Source organism: Faecalibacterium duncaniae (genome assembly GCF_010509575.1).
GTDB classification, from domain to species: domain Bacteria; phylum Bacillota; class Clostridia; order Oscillospirales; family Ruminococcaceae; genus Faecalibacterium; species Faecalibacterium duncaniae.
Genome location: NZ_CP048437.1, coordinates 3,055,446 through 3,073,857, shown reverse-complemented (window position 1 = coordinate 3,073,857; position 18,412 = coordinate 3,055,446). Strand labels below are relative to the sequence as shown.

15 protein-coding genes are annotated in these 18,412 nt (G+C 59.5%); 12 read left to right on the top strand and 3 right to left on the bottom strand.

What is annotated here, in order from left to right; genetic code table 11:
- Nucleotides 1-62: 62 nt before the first annotated feature.
- On the bottom strand, nt 63-860 hold the full coding sequence (locus GXM22_RS14840; protein ID WP_005929216.1) for a hypothetical protein: 798 nt from the start codon (nt 858-860) through the stop codon (nt 63-65).
- A 195-nt stretch (nt 861-1,055) separates the two neighbouring features.
- Between GXM22_RS14840 and GXM22_RS14835 the strand changes: the two genes are divergently transcribed.
- Nucleotides 1,056-2,711 carry a putative manganese-dependent inorganic diphosphatase gene (locus GXM22_RS14835; protein ID WP_035393258.1) on the top strand — a complete coding sequence of 552 codons (1,656 nt, stop codon included), beginning with the start codon at nt 1,056-1,058 and terminating at the stop codon, nt 2,709-2,711.
- 72 nt (nt 2,712-2,783) lie between these two features.
- Here the strand turns inward: GXM22_RS14835 and GXM22_RS14830 are convergent, their stop codons facing one another.
- A complete protein-coding gene (locus GXM22_RS14830; protein ID WP_035393261.1) occupies nt 2,784-3,452 on the bottom strand; it encodes a hypothetical protein in 669 nt (222 codons plus the stop codon).
- 313 nt (nt 3,453-3,765) lie between these two features.
- On the opposite strand from GXM22_RS14830, the gene GXM22_RS14825 reads away from it, so the two are divergent.
- The 6 genes from GXM22_RS14825 (at nt 3,766) to GXM22_RS14800 (ending at nt 11,555) form a co-directional block, all read left to right on the top strand.
- Nucleotides 3,766-4,266 carry a hypothetical protein gene (locus tag GXM22_RS14825; RefSeq protein ID WP_035393267.1) on the top strand — a complete coding sequence of 167 codons (501 nt, stop codon included), beginning with the start codon at nt 3,766-3,768 and terminating at the stop codon, nt 4,264-4,266.
- Between the two features lie 135 nt (nt 4,267-4,401).
- Nucleotides 4,402-5,835, top strand: coding sequence for a Wadjet anti-phage system protein JetA family protein (locus GXM22_RS14820; RefSeq protein WP_005929220.1), 1,434 nt, complete (start codon nt 4,402-4,404; stop codon nt 5,833-5,835).
- Nucleotides 5,819-6,424, top strand: a complete 606-nt coding sequence (locus GXM22_RS14815) for a DUF4194 domain-containing protein (RefSeq protein WP_005929221.1) — start codon at nt 5,819-5,821, stop codon at nt 6,422-6,424. The genes GXM22_RS14820 and GXM22_RS14815 overlap by 17 nt, the downstream gene beginning before the upstream one ends.
- Nucleotides 6,421-9,759 (top strand): ATP-binding protein, encoded by a 3,339-nt coding sequence (locus GXM22_RS14810; RefSeq protein ID WP_005929222.1) that lies wholly within the window; start codon nt 6,421-6,423, stop codon nt 9,757-9,759. The genes GXM22_RS14815 and GXM22_RS14810 overlap by 4 nt, the downstream gene beginning before the upstream one ends.
- Entirely contained in the window at nt 9,752-9,991 is a 240-nt protein-coding gene (locus tag GXM22_RS14805; protein ID WP_005929223.1) for a hypothetical protein, read from the top strand. Before GXM22_RS14810 ends, GXM22_RS14805 begins: the two co-directional genes overlap by 8 nt.
- Nucleotides 9,992-10,202: 211 nt before the next feature.
- Nucleotides 10,203-11,555, top strand: a complete 1,353-nt coding sequence (locus GXM22_RS14800; RefSeq protein ID WP_005929225.1) for an MATE family efflux transporter — start codon at nt 10,203-10,205, stop codon at nt 11,553-11,555.
- A 41-nt stretch (nt 11,556-11,596) separates the two neighbouring features.
- Here the strand turns inward: GXM22_RS14800 and GXM22_RS14795 are convergent, their stop codons facing one another.
- Nucleotides 11,597-12,145, bottom strand: coding sequence for a histidine phosphatase family protein (locus GXM22_RS14795; protein WP_035393471.1), 549 nt, complete (start codon nt 12,143-12,145; stop codon nt 11,597-11,599).
- A gap of 336 nt (nt 12,146-12,481) precedes the next feature.
- Here GXM22_RS14795 and GXM22_RS14790 point away from each other — a divergent pair, with 336 nt between their 5' ends.
- The 5 genes from GXM22_RS14790 to GXM22_RS14770 all read left to right on the top strand — a co-directional run bounded on the left by GXM22_RS14790 (nt 12,482) and on the right by GXM22_RS14770 (nt 18,302).
- Nucleotides 12,482-13,402 (top strand): LysR family transcriptional regulator, encoded by a 921-nt coding sequence (locus GXM22_RS14790; protein ID WP_005929228.1) that lies wholly within the window; start codon nt 12,482-12,484, stop codon nt 13,400-13,402.
- A gap of 64 nt (nt 13,403-13,466) precedes the next feature.
- Complete coding sequence (locus tag GXM22_RS14785) at nt 13,467-13,631, top strand: hypothetical protein (RefSeq protein ID WP_005929230.1); 165 nt, start codon at nt 13,467-13,469, stop codon at nt 13,629-13,631.
- 72 nt (nt 13,632-13,703) lie between these two features.
- The gene (locus tag GXM22_RS14780) at nt 13,704-15,209 is read left to right on the top strand and encodes a carbon starvation CstA family protein (protein WP_035393271.1); all 1,506 of its coding nucleotides are present in this window, start codon (nt 13,704-13,706) and stop codon (nt 15,207-15,209) included.
- Nucleotides 15,210-15,620: 411 nt separating this feature from the next.
- Nucleotides 15,621-17,126: a carbon starvation CstA family protein gene (locus GXM22_RS14775; protein WP_005929235.1), complete on the top strand. Its 1,506-nt coding sequence runs from the start codon at nt 15,621-15,623 to the stop codon at nt 17,124-17,126.
- 159 nt (nt 17,127-17,285) lie between these two features.
- Nucleotides 17,286-18,302: a flagellar protein FliT gene (locus GXM22_RS14770; RefSeq protein WP_035393272.1), complete on the top strand. Its 1,017-nt coding sequence runs from the start codon at nt 17,286-17,288 to the stop codon at nt 18,300-18,302.
- Nucleotides 18,303-18,412: the final 110 nt, after the last annotated feature.

Genomic DNA, 18,412 nt, shown 5'->3' with positions numbered 1-18,412 from the left:
CACACCCATGATAGCGCGGAATGACGTGAAAATCAAGATGTTGTATCCAACAAACCCGGAAATCAGGCAAACTCTTTGCTGGGGGTCAGGCTGGTGCCGTAATAAACAATGTAGTCGTAGGGGACCTGGGGATTGTACGCGGCCAGATCGCCGTACTTGGCCAGAATGTCGTTCCGCAGGTTCTCCGGGGTGTAGGGCTGCCCGGCGGAAAGGGTGTCGGCGCAGACAGCGTTCCACATGCTCTCGGTAAAGGCGGCGCAGTTGAAGTAGGCCGACCAGTGGTCAGATTTGGCAAGGTTGCGGTTGACCACGTCCAGCTGGCTCTGATCCAGTGAGGTCTGGACAGCATAGATGTTCTGGTAGTAGGAATCGGCCAGATAGCGCTTGTAGTAGCCCTCCAGATTGTACCAGATGCCGGTGTGTTCCCAGCGGTTGCCGCGGGGGCTGAAGGTCATCTCGGTGTTGGGCACGATCCGCAGGCCGCCCACCTCGATGTCATGGTCAGAGACGTTCCGCACCGAGAGGAAGGAGTGGCCGCTGGAATTGATGGAGGCATCGCCCCGGTCCTCGGCCCGGGCGTAGATGCGCAGCAGGGCCACGACACCCTCGGCGGGTTCTGCACCGTAGGCCTGCACGGCAGATTTATGATCGGCCTGCTCAAAATCGTAGGGGCCGCCGGTGCTGGTGGTAAAGCCGACGATGTTGCGGATCTGATCCTCAAGGGGGCTTACATCGGTGATGACACGTTCGTCCTGGGGGGCGGGCGTGGCGGCGGGAGCCTCGGCCAGCACGGCGGTGCTGCCGGACACGCACAGGGCCAGCGTCAGGCAGAGGGAAAGGGCGCGGAACAGCTTTTTCATGGGGTGACCTCCAAAGAGAAAAAAAATTCAGGTCAAGAATAGATGATTTTTGGGGCGCTGTCAAGAAAAAGATATCTGCCGCCTTTACCCCCGGGGCCGGTTGTGTTAAAATGTAGCTGGCAGCCGTGCCCGGTGGTTTGGGGTATGGGGCCGTTCGGAAGGTAAATGAATCTGACCCAGAGAGGGGAACAACCTATGCCAAAAGAAGCACACAAGGTCGTGGTCATCGGGCACCGCAACCCCGATACCGATTCCATCTGCTCCGCCATTGCCTATGCGGAGCTCAAAAACCGCACCAGCACGCTGGTCTGCGAGCCGCGCCGTGCCGGTAAAATGAATCAGGAGACCGAGTTCGTCCTGAAAAAATTCGGTGTCACGCCGCCCCGGATGTGCACCGACGTGAACCCCAAGATCCGGGACGTGGATTACCGCGAGATGCCGGGCATCCCGGGCTCCACCAGCCTGCGCCGCGCATGGAAGATCATGCGCGACCAGCAGATCGACACCCTGTCCATCACCAGCGCGGACAACGAGCTGGAGGGCATCATCACCGTGAAGGATCTTGCCACCGCCAACATGGACGTGTTCGATACCGCTGTGCTGGCCAAGAGCCGTACCTCTTATAAGAACATCCTTGAAACGCTGAACGGCACCATGGTGGTGGGCAATGCCGACGCGGTCTGCACCACCGGCCACATCAAGATCGGCACCGCCACCCCCGAGATGCTGGAAAGCAGCGTGGAAAAGGGGGATATCGTCATTCTGAGCAACCGGTACGAAAGCCAGCTCTGCGCCATTGAAAAGGAAGCCTCCCTGCTCATCATCTGCAATGGGGCCAAGGTGGGCCGCACCATCCAGCGCATTGCCGATGAGACCGGCGTTGCCATTATGACCACCCCCGTGGATACCTACGCGGCGGGCAAGCTCATCAGCCAGTGCGCCCCCATCTCCTATTATATGACCCGGGACAACATCCTCAAATTCACCCTCGTCACCCCCGTGGCCGATGTGCTGCGGGTGATGGCAAAGGTGCGCCACCGCTATTTCCCCATCCTCGATGAGGAAGGCAAATACTGCGGCATGGTCAGCCGCCGCAACGTCATTGCCCTGCGCAAGCGGCGCATCATTCTGGTGGACCACAACGAGGCCACCCAGGCCGTGGAGGGCTTTGATCAGGCCGAGATCCTGGAGATCATTGACCACCACCGCATCGGCAGTCTGGAGACCAGCGGGCCGGTCTACTTCCGCAACCAGCCCGTGGGCTGCACCGCCACCATCATCACCCAGATGTACGATGAAAACGGTGTGGACATCCCGCCCCAGATCGCGGGCCTGCTGCTGGCGGCCATCCTCTCGGATACGCTGGCCTTCCGCAGCCCCACCTGCACCCCCGTGGATGAAAACGCCGCCAAACGTCTGGCCAAGATCGCAGGCGTGGATATCGAAGAGTTTTCCACCGAAATGTTCGAGGCTGGTGAAAAACTGGACGGCAAGACCCCCGAAGAGGTCTTTTTGCAGGACTTCAAGGTGTTCATGTGCGGCGATATCCGCTTTGGCGTGGCGCAGGGCAGCTACATGACCCGCAAAAACCTGCAGGCCGCCCAGGCGCTGCTCCAGCCTTATCTGGAGGAGGCCCGCAACAAGCAGAACGTGGAGGACCTCTACATGCTGCTGACCGATGTGCCCAAGGAGGAGAGCGTGGTCATCTGCACCGGCCGCTACGCCGCCGAGGTGTTGAGCAACGGCTTTGAGAGCCGGCCCGCTGCCGACGGCAGCTGGACGCTGCCCGGCGTGGTCAGCCGCAAAAAGCAATTCATCCCCGCCATGATGAGCGCCTATCAGGAGCTGTAACCCCCCGATACAAAACACGAAGCCCCCGGAACCCTGCATGTTCCGGGGGCTGTTGTGTTTTGTAAGGGAGCGTCAGGCTGCGACTTTTAAGGGAGAGTTATCAGTCCAGATGGTGCCATCCAAAAGCTTTGTTACGGCCAGTGTACCGTTCACGCTGACCCGCGCGGGGTCCAGCGCATAGAAATCGCTCTCCCGCAGGTTTTCGGGGTCTGCCGTGGGGGAGATGCCCACCACGCACACCCAGTGTCCGTAGGTGCTGCTGGTGGCGATGTGGGGGTAATTGACCTCTTTCCAGCCGGAGCCGGAGAGGTGGTATTCATAGCTCGTCACGCGGTTGGTGTGCTTGGACACGCCGCTGACAGCGGTGTTTTTCAGATGTACGATGACGGGCCGCCCGGCCTGCAGCTCTTCATACAGGCGGGAAAGGCAGCCGGAAAGGGAGCCGCTGTAAGCGTAGTACCCGGCGGCAGACCATACCGCGCCGTTCGACCACATCCCGCTGCCTGAGCAGGGCTTGCCATCCAGAATGGTGCGGGCGTAGCGCAGGGCGTACCAGCTGCACCGGCCCGAGGTCTGGTTGCCGATGGAGACGATCTGCTGGCTGTCGAAGGACAGCAGCATGATGCCGTTTACATCCTGCAATTGTGCCGCCGCAGCCTTTGGCGCGGCCAGAAAGCTCAGGCACAGCAGAACTGCTGCCATGAAAACGCGCACCGGAGCGCGCAGGGAACCATGCTGCATGGGGCAAACTCCTTTTCCTTGTTCAGGAACGGCACCCGGCGGTTCCCATTGCTTTAAGTTTAGCACCAAATCGTGGTAGAATTGTGTAAACGCCGGAAATATTTTCCGGTTTTTGCCTCGGGCATGGCAAAGGATCTTTGCGAAGATTCGTTCTGGAAAAAACAACAAAAGCAGGAGAAAATGTTTGGTGAAGCTGGCAATTGACAAAAGCGACAGTCGTTGGATAAAATAAAGCCAGAAAGGGTCCTGTTTCAAAATGAAAAGGCACCCTGCATATTATGAAAAACACAACAAAACGACTGGAGGTCCCGACATGAAAATGCTGAAAAAACTGGCCGCTTTGATTCTGGCGGCGACCATGGTACTTGTTCTGTTCACCGCCTGCGGCGGCGATACCGCCCAGAGCCCCGAGGCTCAGGCGGAAAATCAGGTAATGAGTGCAATCAATGCAAATCGCCCAGAGGGAAAGAAACTGGAAAACAACGCACAGTGCAGAGCGATTGCAAGCCAAAGTATTGATGAGGCAGCAAATGGAGATTTGAACTTCTCGCTGAATCTGTTTGGCTATTCGTCTAAGGTTTGGTTCAAAATTGATGGCCCCAAAGATGGTAAGTGTGCAGCTACATTTGTGACGACATTTGACTATGATGGCACAAAGCTGAATAAGTTCGTTCAGAAAATTGCCGAAGGCGGCAATCTTGGAAACGTGAATATTGCACAGAGCACGAAATGGACACAGGTTGGCGTTGTTGTCAAAGCTGTGAATGGTCAGACCTACATGGCTATCTCGGTGGCTATTGATACAAATGCCTGAGCAAAACAAATTATATGATTTTTCCCCGGAGCGTGGCTGAAAGGCCGCCCTCCGGGGCTTTTTGTATTTGTGGCAAAATCCTTCTGATTGTGGTACAATAAAAGATAGATTTTGTCGAAAGAAAGGAACCTTTGGATGCAGCTGTTTGAACTGGTCAGCCCGCGGCTGTTCCGCCCGCTGGCGGGGCCCAACCGGGCGTTTTATGCGGAGCTGCTGCTCCTGCTGTGGGAGGAGTGCCGCCACACGGCGGATTACTCCATCTCCCGGGCAGAAGCGGTGAGCCGGGCCGAGGATTACTTTGCGGCGCTGGCAAAGCCGCTGGCACTGGATGCCGATGACGCGGGCGACGAAGCCGAACAGCCCACCCGGGATCCCCATACCCTTGCGTTGGGCTTTCTGCTCCGCCTGCGCCGCACCGGCTGGCTGGAAGAGCAGCCCGGCAGCTATGAGGAAGAGCCTGCCCTTGCCTTTGTGCCTGAGGTGGCCCCTCTGCTGGAAGCGCTGGAAGAGATCCTGAACCCGCGTGTTGTCACCTACACCGGCAAGCTGTACAAGGCATGGCAGCTGCTGCAGAACATCGGGGAGGAAAAGAGCCCCTATGAGAATGTTCTGCGGGAGGTGGCCTCCGATCTGGAAGCACTGAACAAGTCCCTGCGGGCGCTGAACGCATCCATCGGGCATTATATCGACCGGCTTACCCGCAACCGTACCCCGCAGGAGGTGCTGGAGCTCTTCGACCAGTACGAGGAAAAGGTGGTGGCCGCCGCTTACCACCGCTTCAAGACCAGCGATAACCTGTTCAATTACCGCGCTTATCTGGAAGAGGAGCTGGACGACTGCGAGGCAGAACACCTGCCCCGGCTGGCGCTGGATTACGCCCGGGTGGAGCGCTGTGCCCCCGGCGAGGCAGCCCCTGCCGTGCGTGCCCTCATCCAGAAACTGCGGGATTCGCTGGAAGAGATGAGCACCCTGATGTGCCAGATCGACCAGAGCCACATCCGCTACCGCAAGCGGGCCGTGCAGCGGGCACAGTTCCTGCTGCTGAGCGACCGCTCCTCGCAGGGCAGTGTCACCGCCCTGCTCCGCCGTTATGCCGAGGAGATCAAAACGCCCGATCAGCTGTTCGCGCCGGATGACGGCCCGGTGGCAAAGCACCTGCACCTCTACCCGGCGGCGGTGTTCGGGGCAAAGCCCCTCTACCCGCCCGCCGCGCCCCGCAGCGAAACGCCGCTGGCTCCGGTGCGGCAGGCCGGGCTGGACGAGGAGCAGCTGCGCAAAGAACAGCAGCTGCTGCTGGACTACGCCCGGATGGCCGTGACTGAGGAGAACGTGGGCCTGCTGGCAAAACAGGCCCTTGCCGCCCGCAGTGCGGTGGCTGCCTCCACACTGGCGGAGGAATACCCCCGCGATTTTGCCCGCATCATCGGCCTGCACACCTACTCGCAGTCGCCGCGCCGGGCTTACGATATCACCCTTACCGGAAACTGGGTCGAACGGGGCGGCTTCCGGTTTGAAGAGTTTATTCTGACACCCCGCAGGGAGGACGCTGACCATGGCCGAACCGAATAAAATGCTGGAAGAGACCGCAAACTATCTGCTCAACCACTGCTTTGTGCTGGGCGGCGTGGAGGATCAGCGGGCAAAATATCTCTATGTGCAGGATCATCTGCCCGAGGTGCGGGCCGTGTTCGCGCCGCTGGGCTATGCGGTAACGCTTTACCCGGCGCCGCTGCAGGCGGCGGCGCTGGTCAACGAGCATGAGGGCAGCCAGGCCCGGCTGCTGAAATACGAGAGCATCCTGCTGCTGGTGCTCCGCCTGCTCTACCTGCAAAAGCGGGAGAGCCTTGCCGCCAGCGCCGATCAGGTGCTGGTCACGGTGGAAGAGGTGCAGACAGAGCTGCAGAAGATGAACCTGCCCCGGCGGCTGGATCAGCGCACGCTGGAGGAGCTCATGCGCACCCTGCGCAGGTATAATCTGGCCCGCCCGGTGGGGCGGCTGACCGGTCTGGACAGCCGCATCGAGGTGTTTCCCACTGTGCTGCTGGCCCTGCCGGATGCAGACCTTGCCGATGCCGCCGCCGAGAGCAGCCGCACCCGGGAAGAACTGGCCCTCTACGAGCGGCCTGACGGAGATGCCAGCGGGGAGGAAGAAGAATGATCGAATTAAAGCGCCTGAAGCTCATCAACTGGCACAACTTTGAAAATGTCACCTTCGATTGTGCCCGTCTGACTTATATGATCGGTGTCAACGCGGTGGGCAAGACCACCATTCTGGATGCCATCCGCTACTGCCTGACCACCAACCGCAATTTCAATGCCCTGGGCAATAAAAAGAGCGGCCGCACCCTGCAGGGCTCTGTCCACGCCAAGCAGCGCGGCGAGAACGCCTACCGCCGCCCAGGCCGCACAGTGGCGTATATCGGAGCCGAGTTCTGGGATACCGTCAAGCGGACAAACTTTGTCATCGCTGTCCGGGTGGAATCCGAGGGCCCCATGCAGGAGCTTCACCCCGGCGATCAGACCTGGTACATCTCCGAGGACGGCATCACGCTGGAAAAGCTGCCCTTCCTTGATCCGCGCACCGGTGCCCCCAGCGCCAAGGAGGACTTCAAGCCCGCTGTGGGCCGCCTGTCCTACACCCGCAGCCCCAGCGAGGCCCGGGACCGCATCTGCCGTGCCCTGGGCATTGGCCGCGCCTCCAGCCCGCTGGGCAAAAAGTTCAACGAAGTGTTCCAGATGGGTACCAGCATGGACGAAATCCCCAACTTCCGGGAGTTCCTGTACCAGTACATCCTGCCCCAGCCTGAACTGGATCTGGAAGCGCTGCAGGGCGACCGGGTGGAGCTGGAAAACCTCCACGCCGTTCTGGCCGAGGCCCAGACCCGTGCCGCCGCGCTGGAACAGATCGTGGCGTATGGCCGGGAAGCTGCTGCCAAAGAAACGGATGCCCTTGTCAACCGGGGTGCGGCCCTGCTGGCCCGCGCCGAAGCGGATGCCGGTGAGGATGCCTCCTGGCAGAGCCATTTGGATGCAGGCCGCCGCCAGCTGGCCGACCTGAACGCAAAATACGAGGCCGCCAAGAACGCCGAAGCCGAAGCCCGCCGGGCCTATCTGGCGGCCCACGGTGCGGCCGGTGACAGCGGCGTGGGCCGGGCGCTGGATGCCCTGACCGAGGAGCTGGCCCGGAAAAAGAGCGCGCTGGATGCAGCGGCCCGGACAAGGAATAGTCTGGAAGCGACTGCGGATACCATCACCGGCCTGCTGACCCAGCTGAACCGCAGCGGCTTTGCGGTGGAGAAGGAGCTCTGGCCCCAGCGCCTGACGGCGGAACATCTCCCCGCCCTGACCGAGGCGCTGGCCTGCATCGAAAAGCCGCTGGAGGAGCAGTATTTTGCTGCCCGGCAGGCTTCGGCGGATCTGGCAAAAGAGCAGGAGGGCCTGCGGGCCGAGCTGAACGCCGTGTCCGGCGGCAAGTGGGTCTACCCCCACGGCGATGCCGCCACCAAAGTGCGGGATGCCGTGAACGCTGAGCTGAAAAGCCGCGGCATGACGGCGGATGCAAAGATCTTCTGTGAACTGCTGACTGTGGCTGATGAGAGCTGGCAGGACTGTGTGGAAGCCTGCCTGGGTGACCGCCGGTTTGATATCCTTGTGCCGCCTGCCCACTACGCCGCCGCCAAGAGCGCCTTTGTGGCGCTGGGTGACCGGGTGGGACCCATCAGCCTGCTGGATACCCCGGGCATCCGCAAGGCGGACCGCCATGCAGAGACGGCCCCCGCCGACAGCCTTGCCGCCCAGGTCACCAGCGAAAACCCGCTGGCCGCACAGTATGCGGACACCATCCTGCGCCGCATCGTCTGCTGCGACACCCCCGACACGCTGGAGCATTTCCCCGACAGCGCCACCCGGGACCTGCTGCGCCACCATCCCTTCCGGCTGGAACGCCTGCGCAGGCCCCAGCGCTATATCGGGCTGGATGCCCGCAGGGAGCGTGCCGAAGCGCTGGAAGCACAGCTTGCCGCCCAGGCCGACCGCTGCCGCGAAGCCGCCCAGACCGAAAAGACCCTGAAATCTGCCTACGACCAGTACCAGAACGTCCTGCGGGGCCATGCGCTGGAACAGCTGGCCGAACTCTGGGCCAGCCGGGCCGCGCTGGATGCCGCCCGTGCCGACTACGCCGCGCAGGAGCAGAAGCTGGCGGACTGCCGCGAGAACCCCATGCTGCAGCAGCTCTACCGCGAGGAAGAAGCCCGGGAAGCCGCATGGGAGACTGCCCGCAAGGCCGTGGAGCAGGTGGGCGGCGATATCCGCGTCTGCGAAAAGCAGATCGCATCCTGCGAGGCAGAGCAGGGTAAGGCGGTGGAGACCGCTGCACAGAGCAGGGCGGCGGCAGAGGCATTCTTTGCACAGCACCCGCTGCTGGAGCCTCTGGCACAGGAGCGCAAAAAGGGCCTGATGACGGGCGGGCGTACGGCCCGTGCCGCCGCACAGACTGCCGAAAAGGCACAGACCAGGCTGGACGATGCCCTGCGAGCGTATCTCACTTCCACGCTGGAACCCGCCCAGAGGGATTACAACGAGCACTACGTCTGCGATTATCCGCTGGGTCTGGCCGGGGTGGAGCAGTACCGCGCCCAGCACGACAGCCTTGTCCGCATTGATCTGGAACGCTACGCCGCCCGGCTGGAGCAGGCACAGCGGGACTGCAAGGATCGCTTCCGCAAGGATATCCTCTTCCGGATGAAGGATGATATCTTCAACGCCCGCCGCCAGTTCCGGGAGCTGAACAAGGTGATGGAGCAGCTGACCTACGGCGAGGAAGTCTACCGCTTTGAGCTGGAGCCCAGCCGTGACCCCCAGCTGGCCGCCTTCTATCAGGTCATTGTGGACAAGGGCAACCAGCAGATGACCGATGGCGACTCGCTGGACAACCTTGCCGCCACCGCTGACCCCGTCTACGAGCGGCAGGTGGACGCGCTGATGGAAAAGATCATGGCCGATGTGGACGAGAACACCCGGGCCCGGCAGGAGGGCCGCACCACCTCCGGTGCCACCCTCTCGGATTATGTGGACTACCGCACCTATCTGGACTATGACATCAAGGTGACCAACACCGTCTCGGGCCAGCAGGCCTATCTTTCCCGCGTCAGCCGCGATTCCTCCGGCGGCGAGAATCAGGCTCCCTTCTATGTGGCCATCTGCGCCAGCCTGCTGCAGATCTACCAGAAGAGCGAGAACAGCATCCGCCTTGTCCTACTGGACGAGGCCTTCAGCAAGATGACCAGTGACCGCATCCGCCCCATGATGGAGCTGTTCCGCCGCCTGCAGCTGCAGGTGCTGCTCATCTCCACCGTGGAAAAGAGCACGGCCATCCAGCCCTACTGCGACATTACCTATTCCATCGTGCGCCACGGCGATGCCAACGCCATTGCGCCGTTCTACCGGGCCGGCATCCGTGCCGATGCTCCGGAAAAGGAGACTGAATATGAATAACACCCTTGCAAACATCTGGCTCTTTGCCACCCACTGGACCAAGCTGGATGCTTTTGATACCGAGGAGGAGCTCAACGATGAGCTGGAGCTGCTCCAGCGCCAGAGCCTGCCCACCAAAGTCCGTCAGGTCACGGACAAGGAAGGCAGGGAACAGTTCCTCCTTTACGTCAAACAGGCCGACCGCGATTACGCCCGCTACTGCACCGGCTGGCGGCCCGGCGGAATGATGTAAAGAAAGCCTTGACATAAAAAATAAACTTTGGTATACTCTTTTTTGCTCATCGGAGGGCTGTTTCAACGTAATTGAAAGGCCGGATAAGATGTCGCAGTTCGTGTTCCCCGGAGGCTGAGAATGGCCGTAGCATCTCAGCAGACAAGGAGAAACACCGGAGCTGCGAAACTTATCCGGCCTTTTTTGTATGTTCTGATCGAAAGGAGAAATCATGTCAAAGAATATGATCCAATTATCCGACCACTTTGATTATTCCCGGCTGATCCGGTTTGTATTGCCCTGCATCGGCACCATGCTGTTTACTTCCATTTACGGCATTGTGGACGGCCTGTGTGTCTCGAACTTTGTGGGCAAAACGGCCTTTGCGGCAGTCAACCTCATCATGCCCGTGCCCATGCTGGTGGGTACAGTGGGCTTTATGCTGGGCACCGGCGGCAGCGCCATTGTGGGCATCACGCTGGGTGAGGGCGATAAAGCCCGTGCCGACCGCTATTTCAGCCTGTTTATGTCAACGGCGCTGATCGCCGGCATCGTGCTGTCTGTGCTGGGGATGCTGCTGCTCCGGCCGGTGGCCCTGATGCTGGGTGCAGAAGGCGAGATGCTGGACTACGCCCTGCGCTATGGCCGGGTGCTGATGCTCAGCCTGCCCACCTTTATCCTGCAGAATATGTTCCAGAGCTTTTTTGTTACCGCCGAAAAGCCGCATCTGGGCTTTTATTTCACGGTGGGCGCGGGCTGCACCAACATGGTGCTGGACGTGCTACTTGTGGGCATCCTGCACTGGAGCGTGGAGGGTGCCGCCATTGCCACCATGCTCAGCCAGGTGGTGGGCGGCCTGCTGCCGGTGTTCTACTTCCTCAACCGGAAAAACACCAGCCTGCTCCACCTCTGCCGCCCGCAGTTTGAGGGCGGTGTGCTGCTGAAAGCCTGTGTGAACGGCTCCTCTGAGCTGATGACCAACCTTTCCATGTCGCTGGTGAACATCCTGTACAACTATCAGCTGCTCCGCTTTGCGGGCGAGGATGGTGTGGCCGCCTATGGTGTGATCATGTATGCATCCTTCCTGTTCGTGGCGGTGTTTGTGGGCTACGCCGTGGGCAGTGCGCCCATCGTCAGCTACCACTATGGTGCCAATAACCGCAAAGAGGTCAACAACCTCTACCGCAAGAGCCTGAAGCTCATCGGTGTGGTTGCGGTGGTAATGACCATCGGCTCCATGTTCATCATCCCCCATGTGGCCCGCTTCTTTGTGGGCTATGATGAAAACCTGCTCATTCTGACCACCCGGGCCTTCCGGCTCTATGGCCTGAGCTTCCTCATCATGGGGTTCAATGTCTATGCGTCCTCCTTCTTCACGGCCCTGGGCGATGGTGTGACCAGTGCGCTCATCTCGTTCCTGCGCACCCTGCTGTTCCAGGTGGCGGCGGTTCTGCTGCTGCCGCTCCTGCTGGGCATTGACGGCATCTGGCTGGCTGTGACAGCCGCCGAGCTGGCCGCTCTGCTGGTCAGCATCGGCATGTTCATCACCAGAGACCAGCAGTTCCATTACCGCAAGGCAGAATAACCGCAAACAAAGAAAGGACCCTCGGCGGGTCCTTTCTTTGTTCAGAATGTAAACTCCACGAACTCGCAGTTTTTGATGCCTGCCGCCGCGTACTCCTCGTTGGTCATATCGTAAAAATAGGACTGCACCACCCGGGCAATGCCGTTGTGGGCCACCAGCAGGTAGGTCTTGTCGGTGTCGGCCCGGAGCTCGTCCAGCAGGTTGTAGATGCGCTGGGCCAGCTGCATCATGCTCTCGCCGCCGGAGTAGCGGTCGGCAAAGTGGGTCTTGGAAATGCGGAACTCTTCGCCGTCCCGGGGCGTGCCCTCGTAGCGGCCAAAGCACTGCTCCCGGAGCCGGGGCTCACACCGGGCAGGAATGCCGGTGGCCTCCGCAATGGCCCGGGCGGTGTCGGCGGAGCGGGACAGGGGAGAGTACAGGATCTCATCGATCCGGAGACCGCTGGTCCTGAGCTTTTCGCCCAGCTCCCGAGCCTGGGCGCGGCCTTTTTCGGTCAGGGGGCTGTCGGTCATGCCGCAGATCTTGTTTTCCACGTTCCACACGGTCTCGCCGTGGCGGGTGAAATAGACCTTGTGCGCCGCCTTGGTCAGCCTGTGATCCTGCAGGGTGACAGTGCTGCCCTCGTTGATGTCCAGCCGGGTCAGCTCGGCATCCGGGTAGGGGAGAACCCGCTGCGTGCCGTCGGCAGCCTCCAGCAGGACATCACAGAGCACGGGCTGGCCCTCGGGCAGCTCCTCGCAGCCATAAAGCTGCTCCTCAATGCGCAGAACGCGGTAGTTTTTTTCTTCCATCCTCTTCGACCTCTTTCGGGCAGATTGTTTCTTACATTATAAAACGGCAGCGGGGCCCCGTCAACGCTTGACAGCCCCGTGTGCCGCCTGATAAACTAGGCGCAAGGGATAAAAACGCCAAAAGGAGAGAAAAAGTTGAACATTACAGAACTGCGGTATCTCGTCGCCATCATGGAATGCGGATCTGTGAGTGCGGCGGCAAAGCGGCTGTATGCCGCTCAGCCCAATGTGAGCAAGGCGCTGAAAAATCTGGAAGAAGAATACCATCTCCGCATTTTTGAGCGGTCATCCACCGGCATGATCCCCACGGAGCAGGGGCGGCACTTCATTGAGCAGGCCGAGCGGGTGCTGCGGGAGGTGGACCGGCTGGACCGGAGCGTGCAGGAGGAGCAGGAGCGCTGCGCCGAACTGCGGGTAATGATCCCCCACGCCACCTATGCCTCCTATGCGGCGGTGGATTATCTGGAGCAGGCGGCCTCCATTGAGCGGCTCCACATCCACATCCGGGAGGGCGGCTCCATGGAGGCACTGGATCATGTCCTGCGGCAGGGGTATCATCTGGCTCTGCTGCGGTACGCCGTGGAGGATGACGAGCACTATACCCATTACTGCGCCCGGCGGGGCCTGAAAATGGAACCCATTATGGATTTTGAATACAGTCTGCTGACCAACCGGGACGGCCCACTGGCCCGGAAGGCGATCCGCGACCTGTCTGAGCTGGACAAGTATATGGAGATCCTCCACGATGATTTCCAGCTGCCCGGCGAGGAGGGCGGCGACGGTGTGCGCTGGCATGTCAACCCGGAGCGCCGCATTCATGTGTATGAGCGGTGCAGCCAGTTCTCGATCCTGCAGCGGCTGCCCACGGCCTACATGTGGGCATCGCCCATGCCCCGCAGGGCACTGGAGCAGTACCATCTGGTGCTGAAGAAGTGCCCGGCCCAGCGCCAGCAGATGCGGGATGTGCTGGTCTACCCGGACAAGGGCCGCCTGCGCCCCGAGGAGCAGGCCTTTGTGGATCTGCTCCACAAGGAAGCGGCTTCCACCGTAAAATAAAGGGGCTTTCCGGCTAAGGCACGGCAAAGGTTGCTCCCTTCGGAATTGACAGAAAAACCAATAAATGGATGAAAAACCGGGCGAAAATGAGCGCCCGGTTTTATTTTTGCTGATAAATGGTCAAAAAATAAACGGAAAAGCGGCAAAAATTCTTTGCAGCTATATCGGAAACCATATGGCCCCATGCCGGAAAGATATTTCTCTGCTGGAAAAAAGTATGCTACCATGAGGCCAGAAAAGAGCCCCGGGTATGCGGCAGAATGGGGCCGCGGCCGGCAGGGGCAAAAAGGAGGTTTCTGGTATGATTAGTTTCCTGCTCTGTCTTGCGATCCTGGTGGGCGGATACTTCGTCTATGGCAAGATCGTGGACAATACCTTCGGCCCGGACGACCGTGAAACGCCTGCTGTGCGCATCAATGACGGCGTGGACTATGTCGTGATGCCCCAGTGGAAGCTGTTCCTCGTCCAGCTGCTGAACATTGCGGGCCTTGGCCCCATCTTTGGTGCCATGCAGGGCGCTTTGTGGGGCCCCGTGGTGTTCCTGTGGATCACCTTCGGCACCATCTTTGCCGGTGGTGTGCATGACTACTTCTCCGGCATGATGAGTGAGCGCAACGACGGTGCTTCCATCGCAGAGATCACCGGCAAATACTTAGGCCCCGTGATGCAGAACGTGATGCGTGTGTTCTCTGTTGTGCTGCTGATCATGGTGGGCACCGTGTTCGCCGTCGGCCCTGCCGGTCTGATCGTTGAGCTGTGCAGCCAGAGCGGCGCATCCGGCGTGATGACTTCGCTGCTGTTCTGGCTGGTCATCATTCTGACCTACTACTTCATCGCGACCTTTATCTCCATCGATGCGGTCATCGGCAAGATCTACCCCGTGTTCGGCATCTGCCTCATCATCATGGCCATCGGTGTCATCTTTGGCATCTTCACCAACCCTGCCTATACCATCCCCGAGATCTGGGATCACTTCGGCAGCATGCACCCGTCGGGCACGCCCATCTGGAGCTTCATGTTCATCACGGTTGCCTGCGGCGCGATCTCCGGCTTCCACTCCACCCAGTCGCCTCTGATGGCCCGCTGTATGAAGAGTGAGAAGCAGGGCCACTTTGTGTTCTACGGTGCCATGGTCTGCGAGGGTGTCATTGCCCTGATTTGGGCCGCTGCAGGCTGCTCTCTGTACGAGGTCACTGATGGCCTGAACACCGGTCTGGCCCAGGCACTGGCAATGGGTCAGTCCAAGGCCATCTATGATGTCTGCTCCAAGACCATGGGCGGCGTGGGCATCGCACTGGCCATGATCGGCGTGGTCGTCTGCCCCATCACCTCCGGCGATACCGCCTTCCGTTCCGCCCGCCTGACCTTGGCCGATTGGTTCAAGATCGATCAGGACAGCTACGGCAACCGCCTGAAGCTCTGCGTTCCCGTGCTGGGCGTGGGCGCTTTCCTGGGCATCGGCAATGCACTGGGCTTCATCAACTACACCGTGATCTGGCGCTACTTCAGCTGGACCAACCAGACGCTGGCCATGATCGTTCTGTGGGCCGCTTCCATGTACCTGTTCAAGGAGAAGAAGAACTTCTGGATCACCGCAGTGCCCGCTACCTTTATGAGCGCTGTGTCCGCTACCTACTTCGTGCTGGCTCCCGAGTGCCTGGGCGGCCTGCTGAACCATAAGACTGCTGAGGGCGCTATCGTCTATAACACCGCAGTTGCTTACCCGGTGGGCATCCTCTTTGCGATCGCCATGCTGGCGCTGTTCCTCTATGCAACCAAAAAGCAGACGGTGAAAAAGACTGCATAATTGACATTTCCCCCTCTTCAACCTTCTCGATACCCATTCACAACCGCAAAAGCCGTCTGCCGGGCCGTCCGGCAGGCGGCTTTTGCTTGTGCAGAGAAACAACGAATTGCGGCAAAAAGAACAGGAATGCAGACAAGATGCACAAAAATATGCAAAAAAGTTTGGCAGGGTGCACTAAAAACGAAAAAACACCCGCTGAAACGATTTCGGCAAAGAAGTTTTGCCGAGGATACGTTAAAAAATATTTGCCGGGATTCCCGGGAACGGCTGACTTATATAGTTTTTGATATAAGGGCCATTCTGGAAGGATATTACCAGATTTATGAAGATTGTGTTAATATAGGGCTAAGGAATGGCCGTGACGGGGCAGAATGGGGCTCCGGGCACGGACGATAAAAGGAGGTTTCTGGTATGATTAGTTTCTTACTCTGTCTGGCGCTCCTGATCATCGGCTACTTTGTCTATGGCAAGATCGTTGACAATACGTTCGGACCGGACGACCGCGAAACTCCTGCTGTGCGCATCAACGATGGCGTTGACTACGTTGTGATGCCCCAGTGGAAGCTGTTCCTCGTCCAGCTGCTGAACATTGCAGGTCTGGGACCCATCTTTGGTGCACTGCAGGGTGCTCTGTGGGGCCCCGTGGTGTTCCTGTGGATCACCTTCGGCACCATCTTTGCCGGCGGCGTGCATGACTACTTCTCCGGCATGATGAGCGAGCGCAACGACGGCGCTTCCATCGCTGAGGTCACCGGCCGCTATCTGGGCCCCGTGATGCAGAACATCATGCGTGTGTTCTCTGTGGTGCTGCTGATCATGGTCGGTACCGTGTTCGCAGTGGGTCCCGCAGGCCTGATCGTGACCCTGTGCAAGAACGGCGGTATGTCCGGTCTGCTGACCACCACCCTGTTCTGGCTGATCATCATTCTGGCCTACTACTTCATCGCAACCTTTATCTCCATCGATGCCATCATCGGTAAGATCTACCCCCTGTTCGGCATCTGCCTGATCATCATGGCAGTGGGCGTTATCTTTGGTATCTTCACCAACCCCGCCTACACCATCCCCGAGATCTGGGCAAACTTCAGCAATATGCACCCCTCCAACACCCCCATCTGGAGCTTCATGTTCATCACCGTTGCCTGTGGTGCTATCTCCGGCTTCCACTCAACCCAGTCGCCTCTGATGGCTCGCTGCATGAAGAGTGAGAAGCAGGGCCACTTCGTATTCTACGGTGCAATGGTCAGCGAGGGCGTTATCGCTCTGATCTGGGCCGCTGCCGGCTGCGCACTGTACACCATCACCGACGGCAAGATGGTCGGTCTGGCCGAGGCTCTGGCTGCCGGTCAGTCTGCCGCTATCTACGACGTCTGCCTCAAGACCATGGGTAAGGTTGGCGTGGCACTGGCTATGATCGGTGTCGTTATCTGCCCCATCACCTCTGGTGATACCGCCTTCCGTTCCGCTCGTCTGACCTTGTCCGACTGGCTCAAGATCGATCAGGACAGCTACGCAAACCGCCTGAAGCTCTGCGTTCCCGTTCTGGGCGTGGGCGCATTCCTGGGCATCGGCAATGCACTGGGCTTCATCGACTACACCGTCATCTGGCGTTACTTCAGCTGGACCAACCAGACGCTGGCTATGATCGTCCTGTGGGCTGCTTCCATGTACCTGTTCAAGGAGAAGAAGAACTTCTGGATCACCGCAGTGCCCGCTACCTTTATGAGCGCTGTGTCCTGCACCTACTTCGTGCTGGCTCCTGAGTGCCTGGGCAAGATGATCAACACCTATGCAGACGGCAAGCTGGTGGCTTACAACACCGCAGTTGCATATCCCATCGGCATCGTCTTTGCAATTGCTATGCTGGCGCTGTTCATCCATGCAACCAAGAAGAACACCGAGAAGAAAGCCGCATAACCCATTCATAGCGGCAATTTCTCAGTAAAACAAACCGGCCGCTGTCAGCTCAGCGGCCGGTTTCCTGTTTTTGGCTAAGAGTGCGGGTTGGGCCTTGCATTTTCTTTGCCGGAGTGGGAAAATGGGTACAAACAAAAACGCAAAAGAGGGATGAACGTTATGCTCTTCAAACCTGCACAATTGGGCCTTGCCAGGCTCGACCCCGCCGAGTTGGCGGCTGACCGGAAAGCCTGCAAAAAGATCGGCCCCTGCGGCGTGGGCAAAAAAGCCCTGTATCTGAACAGCTTTTACATCGACCGCCGCTACTACCTGCCCTACACCAGCATCACCCGCGTGTTCAAGCGGGTGGCCATGAGTGCGGGCGGCTTTACCGGCAAGGGAATGTTTGCCTCCATGGCTTACCTTGTGGTGGAGTACGACGGCGGCAAACAGAAGCAGTGCAACTTCAAGGATGAGCGGGACGTGGATGCCCTGCTGGAGCTGCTGGCAAAGCAGCAGCCCCAGATCCGGCTGCTGAGTGCCGCCGGGGAGCAGGCGCTGCAGAAAAAGGCTGAGGAAAAGGCCGCCCGCAAGCTGCCGGAGCTGTCTGATGATGCCAAACACACCGTGACGATCCTGCGCAGGGCAAAGGAGTATCTGGACGCAAAGCCCGAGCTTTCCAATGAGCTCAGTACTGCCCAGCGCCGCAAGCGCGCCCAGCTCAAGAGCAAGCCGGTCTACCGCTATGTGGCCCTTGCCATCTTCCTGTTCGGCACGGCCGCCGCGGCCTACGGCCTGTACGCGGTGTTCACCCACACCGGCAGCTACGGCGTGTACTTTGCACTGTTCGGCTTTGCAGCCATCTTCCTCTTTTCCAGCTACAACATGCTGCCCACTGCGCACAATAACAACAGCGCCATTATGAAGCGGGCCGATCAGGCCGATGCCGCCATGGCGGAGTATGTGAAGCACTACCCCAACGGCAGCTTCCCGGTGCCCAGCTGTTACGCCCACCCGATCGTCCTCAAGCGGATGATCGATGCCGTGGAGGAAGGTCAGGCCGTGACCACCGCCGAGGCGCTGGATGCCGTCAAGGCCCGCCTGCAGGCTGTCAATGCGGATGTGCAGGTGGAGCAGGAGGAGTACGACGAGATCGTCGCCATCAAAGCGCTGTTCCTGAACCACGATTATCAATAAAACTGACCCTCTCTGTCATCGCTGTGCACTGCCACGCTTTGATGGAGAGGGTTTTTCTTGCGTTGTGGGGCGCTTCGTCTTATAATGAGCACAGAGAGTATTTTGGAAAA

What these genes read in the sequence shown, in the direction of transcription:
- GXM22_RS14840 (WP_005929216.1), bottom strand. Translation starts at nt 860, where the DNA reads ATGAAAAAGCTGTTCCGCGCCCTTTCCCTCTGCCTGACGCTGGCCCTG.
- GXM22_RS14835 (WP_035393258.1), top strand. Translation starts at nt 1,056, where the DNA reads ATGCCAAAAGAAGCACACAAGGTCGTGGTCATCGGGCACCGCAACCCC.
- GXM22_RS14830 (WP_035393261.1), bottom strand. Translation starts at nt 3,452, where the DNA reads ATGCAGCATGGTTCCCTGCGCGCTCCGGTGCGCGTTTTCATGGCAGCA.
- GXM22_RS14825 (WP_035393267.1), top strand. Translation starts at nt 3,766, where the DNA reads ATGAAAATGCTGAAAAAACTGGCCGCTTTGATTCTGGCGGCGACCATG.
- GXM22_RS14820 (WP_005929220.1), top strand. Translation starts at nt 4,402, where the DNA reads ATGCAGCTGTTTGAACTGGTCAGCCCGCGGCTGTTCCGCCCGCTGGCG.
- GXM22_RS14815 (WP_005929221.1), top strand. Translation starts at nt 5,819, where the DNA reads ATGGCCGAACCGAATAAAATGCTGGAAGAGACCGCAAACTATCTGCTC.
- GXM22_RS14810 (WP_005929222.1), top strand. Translation starts at nt 6,421, where the DNA reads ATGATCGAATTAAAGCGCCTGAAGCTCATCAACTGGCACAACTTTGAA.
- GXM22_RS14805 (WP_005929223.1), top strand. Translation starts at nt 9,752, where the DNA reads ATGAATAACACCCTTGCAAACATCTGGCTCTTTGCCACCCACTGGACC.
- GXM22_RS14800 (WP_005929225.1), top strand. Translation starts at nt 10,203, where the DNA reads ATGTCAAAGAATATGATCCAATTATCCGACCACTTTGATTATTCCCGG.
- GXM22_RS14785 (WP_005929230.1), top strand. Translation starts at nt 13,467, where the DNA reads ATGGATGAAAAACCGGGCGAAAATGAGCGCCCGGTTTTATTTTTGCTG.
- GXM22_RS14780 (WP_035393271.1), top strand. Translation starts at nt 13,704, where the DNA reads ATGATTAGTTTCCTGCTCTGTCTTGCGATCCTGGTGGGCGGATACTTC.
- GXM22_RS14775 (WP_005929235.1), top strand. Translation starts at nt 15,621, where the DNA reads ATGATTAGTTTCTTACTCTGTCTGGCGCTCCTGATCATCGGCTACTTT.
- GXM22_RS14770 (WP_035393272.1), top strand. Translation starts at nt 17,286, where the DNA reads ATGCTCTTCAAACCTGCACAATTGGGCCTTGCCAGGCTCGACCCCGCC.